This window comes from bacterium (assembly GCA_041648665.1).
Lineage (GTDB): Bacteria > UBA10199 > UBA10199 > 2-02-FULL-44-16 > JAAZCA01 > JAFGMW01.
Window position 1 is genome coordinate 1 of record JBAZOP010000147.1, and the last position, 4,994, is coordinate 4,994.

The 4,994-nt window shown below is 61.5% G+C and carries 5 protein-coding genes; 2 read left to right on the forward strand and 3 right to left on the reverse strand.

The window, feature by feature from the left end:
• Window positions 1–144: 144 nt before the first annotated feature.
• Window positions 145–1,068 carry a PmeII family type II restriction endonuclease gene (locus tag WC683_19490; protein MFA4974790.1) on the reverse strand — a complete coding sequence of 308 codons (924 nt, stop codon included), beginning with the start codon at window positions 1,066–1,068 and terminating at the stop codon, window positions 145–147.
• A 1,329-nt stretch (window positions 1,069–2,397) separates the two neighbouring features.
• A complete protein-coding gene (locus WC683_19495) occupies window positions 2,398–2,559 on the reverse strand; it encodes a hypothetical protein (GenBank protein ID MFA4974791.1) in 162 nt (53 codons plus the stop codon).
• 108 nt (window positions 2,560–2,667) lie between these two features.
• Here WC683_19495 and WC683_19500 point away from each other — a divergent pair, with 108 nt between their 5' ends.
• Both WC683_19500 and WC683_19505 read left to right on the forward strand, forming a co-directional pair.
• The gene (locus tag WC683_19500; protein MFA4974792.1) at window positions 2,668–3,612 is read left to right on the forward strand and encodes a transposase; all 945 of its coding nucleotides are present in this window, start codon (window positions 2,668–2,670) and stop codon (window positions 3,610–3,612) included.
• Window positions 3,613–3,717: 105 nt separating this feature from the next.
• Window positions 3,718–4,128 (forward strand): hypothetical protein, encoded by a 411-nt coding sequence (locus WC683_19505; protein ID MFA4974793.1) that lies wholly within the window; start codon window positions 3,718–3,720, stop codon window positions 4,126–4,128.
• Between the two features lie 253 nt (window positions 4,129–4,381).
• Here WC683_19505 and WC683_19510 read toward each other — a convergent pair whose 3' ends face one another.
• The gene (locus tag WC683_19510; protein MFA4974794.1) at window positions 4,382–4,783 is read right to left on the reverse strand and encodes a hypothetical protein; all 402 of its coding nucleotides are present in this window, start codon (window positions 4,781–4,783) and stop codon (window positions 4,382–4,384) included.
• Window positions 4,784–4,994 lie beyond the last annotated feature (211 nt).

Below are 4,994 nucleotides of genomic sequence, written 5' to 3' on the forward strand. Positions count from 1 at the left end.
CGAGCGACGATTAGGCAGGCGGGCCAGCGGGGGCTATTCGGTTTCCGTGATTCCATTTCGTCGCTCGCAGCCTCACCCTGCACGAACGGGCCGAGGTTGTCAAGCGCACCCGACCGCGGGTGCTGTCCTAATTAGGGCACCCGTTCAACCTGCTGCCATGACTGCATCGCCACGTCGGCGGGCTTCAGTATCGCGTCTGGCATGCTCGGCTCTGTACGAACTCGGCGGTTCTGATACCGTCTTGACAAGAAATTCCCAGTCGATCCTGGTCGGGCTTTGGGGCTTGGCGAGGTACGCTGCAACTTGAGCAACAAGTGCCCGCCGATTCACCTCCGGCCGGGTAATGGCCGCTGCAGCCGCGTTTGCCACGGACCAGACAAGGGCCATGGCTTTATTCTCTGGGACGCCCGTGATCTCCGACCAAAACCGGGCTGAAGATGGGCGCAAAACGCCGTCTGCATTCGTGCTGTTCGTGGTCCCGACACAGGTCGCATAATTGAGCACGACGTTGCGCACCCCGGGGTTCTGCTGCAAGCGTCTGGCTGCCGCTCGAAGGTTTTGCTTCATTTTCCCCACGATGTCAGTATTTCGTGTCACGGCTCCGCTCTTCACCACGTAAAGGTGAACGGTTGTTGGGTCCTGCGGGGGCCGCCGCTCGATATCGACACCCTCTGCACCTGCCTTTTCGCAGTCCTTCCCGAGGTCGATGGCCATCGCCTCCAAAGCCTGCCCCCCTGCGGTGACAAAATTCCGGCTATCCCAATCGGCCACCAGGGCGGTTGCCAATTCTTCTGGCGTGCAGTCCCCGTGTTGGGCGCGGCGCACGTAGGGGTTGATCCTACGGACAACCCGTTCCACGTAATTGTCGAGAATCGTCGTCCACTGCGCCGTGTACCAAAAATCGAACTGCTCGACGTAGGTCTGGAGCGCCCGTTGGATTTTCTTCGCGGATGGCCCCGTAGCCCGCGCAAGGCCAACCGATGCCCGAAGCTGTTTGGCTTCCGCAACTGAAACCACGTTGGATCTGGGTGTACCCGTTGGGGCAACAGGCCTGCTTTTTCTCGACATGCAGACATTGTACCCCTACCCAGCGATCAACGGCAATTGCCCGTGTTCCACGGAAAGATGCAAGCGTGTCCCTTTCGTCAAATCGACATGATCTGCTCTTCGGTTTAGAAGCACCAACCGATTCTCGTCATGGACTACCCAGCCCCAAGTCCCAAGGCGTTGGTTGGCTGATACCTTTCGCCATACAGGAGGTTCCGGGCGCGGCGTTCGTTCCCCTTGCAGGTGGGCCAGAATTCGGTCCCCCAAACTACGCGCCAATTGTACCGGAACAGCGTTCCCGATCTGCCGATACTGGCTTCGAGAAGAACCCGCGAATATCCATTCATCTGGGAAAGTTTGGCACCTGGCGCATTCCCGCACCGTCAGACACCGTGTCTCATCGGGGTGCACAAGACCCGTAGAAGAATGGTCGGGCATCGTGAGAATGGTAGGTGCTGGAGAATCCCAGGCTAGCCGGCGCCACCAGCCACCCTTACCGCCTTCGGCATGAAAAGCCCGCCCCATCGTTGAACGCCGAAGTCGGGGGGAAAGAGAACGCCAATTTCCTCCCGGAGGAATACGAGAAAACACGCTGATCTTGAACTCCGAAAGGGGCTGCACGAACGGAGAAGGATCCCTAAGCCCCCTGAAAGCATCCCGGAGGGTTTTCCACCGCGGCCGAGCATCGGGGAAGTGGGTGGGTTGGGGAAGAAAAACGGGATCGGGATTCCGTGCGCCAAGAAGAAAAACTCGCTGTCGGAACTGTGGGACCCCGAAATCCACCGCGTCAAGAACACCCCAGGCGACCGTGTACCCGGATCGGATCAGCTCGGAAATGAACCATCGGAACACCGAGCCCTTGCTCTCCTCCTCGGAAAGAGACCTGTGCCCCATTCCCCGTTGGGAAAGTGGCCGATGATGGAGCGCCACGGAGAGAAACCCCGTAACATTCTCCATGAGGAAATATTTGGGTTCAGCCGCGCGGAGAAGTGCAAGGTAATGGTGCACAACCGAGCCTCGGGTATCAGCGAGCGCACGTCTTCTGCCTGTGGTAGTAAACGCCTGACACGGGGGGCCACCGGCAAGCAAAGTCAGTTCCCCGCGATCCAGTCCAAGATGCTGTAGCCAAGCATTGGGACTGAGATTCCCAAGATCCTCGCACAGGATTTCCACTTTCGATTTCTTGAAACGCTCCCGATTCGCCTCCAGCGTGTCAACGCAATCCCGATCAAAATCCACTGCAGCAAGAGTCGTAAACCCGGCCAGTTCAAGGCCAATGTCCAACCCGCCCGCTCCCGAACACACGCTGATCATTGACCTGCAAGGCATGATTCCCCTCACCACCCCAAGCTACTTACCACGCCCCTCTGACTTCTTCTTCTGTCTGGGCTTGTCCCAGTAGGGACTCTTGCACTTGGGGCAGACCCGGGGTTCCCCCTGGGTGCCCTGCCGGGCAACCCACTGGTGGTCGCATCGCTCACAACGGAATCCGGGAAGGGTGATCTTCGCCATGCCGTCACCCATACCCCAGCTCCCGGGAATCGTCAAGGGGTATATTACTAATGGTATATCCGCAAATGTCAGACCCCGGTGGTAGCCTTGGATCATCAGGAGGTCGGCATGAACTCGCTCCAGATCGCCAAGAAGGTTCAGGTGGTCGCCACCCTGGTTGAGGGCAACTCCATCCGCTCCACCGAGCGGCTGACCGGCGCCCACCGGGACACCGTCATGCGGCTGGGGCGGGATGTGGGCGAGGGCTGCGAGCGACTGCACGACCGGCTGTTCCGGGACTTGCAGGTGAACATCCTCGAGGTGGACGAGCTGTGGTCGTTCGTGGGGAAGAAGCAGGGGCGCCTGCAGCCGACCGATCCGAAGGAATTTGGGGACTCCTACACCTTCCTGGGCACGGACGCGACCAAGAAGGCGATCATCTCCTACACGGTGGGCAACCGGGACAGCACGACCACCCAGGAGTTCTGCCAGGATCTCCGGGGCCGGGTGCTCAACCGGCCGCAGATCAGCAGCGACGGATTCCAGCCCTACATCGCTGCGATCGAAGATGCCTTCGGGGAGGAAGTGGACTACGCCCAGGTGGTCAAGGAGTACTCGGGCAGCACCGTCCTGGTTCCCGCGTCCACCCGGTACTCGCCGGCCCGGGTGAAGTCCATCACGCGCACCCGGATCTCCGGTCAGCCGGACCCCACGCACATCAGCACCTCCTACGTGGAGCGCACGAACCTGAGCGTCCGCATGGGCTGCCGCCGGTTCACCCGGCTCACCAACGGGTTCAGCAAGAAGCTGCGGCACCACCGGGCCTCCGTGGCCCTCTGGGTGGCCTACTACAACCTCTGCCGCGTGCACGAGACGCTGCGAACCACCCCGGCGATGGCCCTGGGCGTCACCGACCACGTGTGGACGATCGAGGAACTGGTGCGGGAGGCTCTGGCCGGCGAGGAGCAGCCCCGCAGCCAACCCCCCAGCAAGCCCGAGCCCCAGAGCATGCCTCCGGCCCCGCAGCCCACCCAGCGCCCCCGGTTCACCGTCATCCAGGGCGGCCGGGCCTAACCTGGCGTCTAACGTGGCCGGATTCCTCGGTGGTGCCAATCTACGATTCCTCTTGACCGAATGAACGTCCTGCGTTAGGCTTGCTCTCGGGAAGGAGTTAGACCCATGGACGACCGAGCGGAAAAGATCCGGGAACTGGCACGGCAGCTCGACGCCGCGGAAGATGAACGGACCAAGCTCACCGCTGAGCTTGATGAACGGATTCGGCTCCTCGAAATCACGTTCAACCTCCTCGTAGGTGGGAAAACGAGCACGAACCCAGGGAAAAGCAAACGTGCCACTTCCGGTGATTCTTCTTCTGAAGGGAAGACCCATGGGGATCGGGTGCTCGCCGTTCTCCGGGCGCACCCTGGAGCAGACAGTGCCACGTTGATCGCGCAGGTGTACGGGGAGGCCACCAGCCGGAACAAGAACCGGTTCCGAGGGCTGATGCACTTCATGAAGGAGCGCAACCGAGTAAAGCGGCTTCCGGGTAAACCGGCGCGCTGGGAGGTCATCGCGAAGGACACCGAATAGCAGACGCCCCGACAAGCCAGTAACTTGTCGGGGCGTTGGCCGGTAAATCAACCGGCTTGCGATCCGTCCGGCCACTGAGAAAGGGACTCGCAAAGCAAACCCTACCTCAGTTGCTCCCGGAGCGCAAGTCCCGAATGACGGGTTGCCACCCCGTCGAAGGAGAGATTGCGCGATGCGCGAGAGGAGAACCACGAGGTAACCCCAGCCCGGCGTACTGGCGCCGGGCTGGGGCTCTGCCCCTACCTGGTAGTTCCTAGGAATCGGTGAACCTCCGTCCGCTCCCGCGTTCATCATGATCCCGGATCGCCCCTGCGCTGTAACCCAACAATAGCCCGCGAATTCGGTGCGCGTGCTCCTCGGGCACGTCGGAGCACTTCACCAGCCAAGCGTAGAGATCAACGACCCACCGAGCAGCCGCGAACCCGCAGTCGGCAAAACCGTCATCCCTGGGGGTCACGAAAGCCACAACCTGTTCACCGAGGGAGATGATCTCCAGCGAGGATGCAGCCCGCAGCATCAACTCCTTGTCGGACCGGATGCTTCCGACAATGGCCATCGGGCGCACGCCCCGGGCCACCAAGTAGGCGGCCTCGGACACGTAGTCCTGGGGCCAGTCGGGCCAGCCGGGATCGGCTTTCTTTGCCAACTTTTTCAAGTTAGGACACCTCGGGCCAAATTAGGACAGCGCCCGACCGCGGGTGCTGGTCAGAACGGGATATCGTCGTTCCCCAGGGCCTGCTTCTCGACTTTCGCCTCGGGGAGCGCGGGGGGGGGAACAAGCTGGTCTGCTGCTGCTGCTGCTGGGCCTGCTCTTCCCCCGGTTGACGGTTTTCCTCCCCGACCGGCCGGCCCGCCCAGCGGAGAAA

Excerpts from the sequence above, each read along its gene's own strand:
- WC683_19490 (MFA4974790.1), bottom strand. The coding sequence starts at position 1,068 with ATGTCGAGAAAAAGCAGGCCTGTTGCCCCAACGGGTACACCCAGATCC.
- WC683_19495 (MFA4974791.1), bottom strand. The coding sequence starts at position 2,559 with ATGGCGAAGATCACCCTTCCCGGATTCCGTTGTGAGCGATGCGACCAC.
- WC683_19500 (MFA4974792.1), top strand. The coding sequence starts at position 2,668 with ATGAACTCGCTCCAGATCGCCAAGAAGGTTCAGGTGGTCGCCACCCTG.
- WC683_19505 (MFA4974793.1), top strand. The coding sequence starts at position 3,718 with ATGGACGACCGAGCGGAAAAGATCCGGGAACTGGCACGGCAGCTCGAC.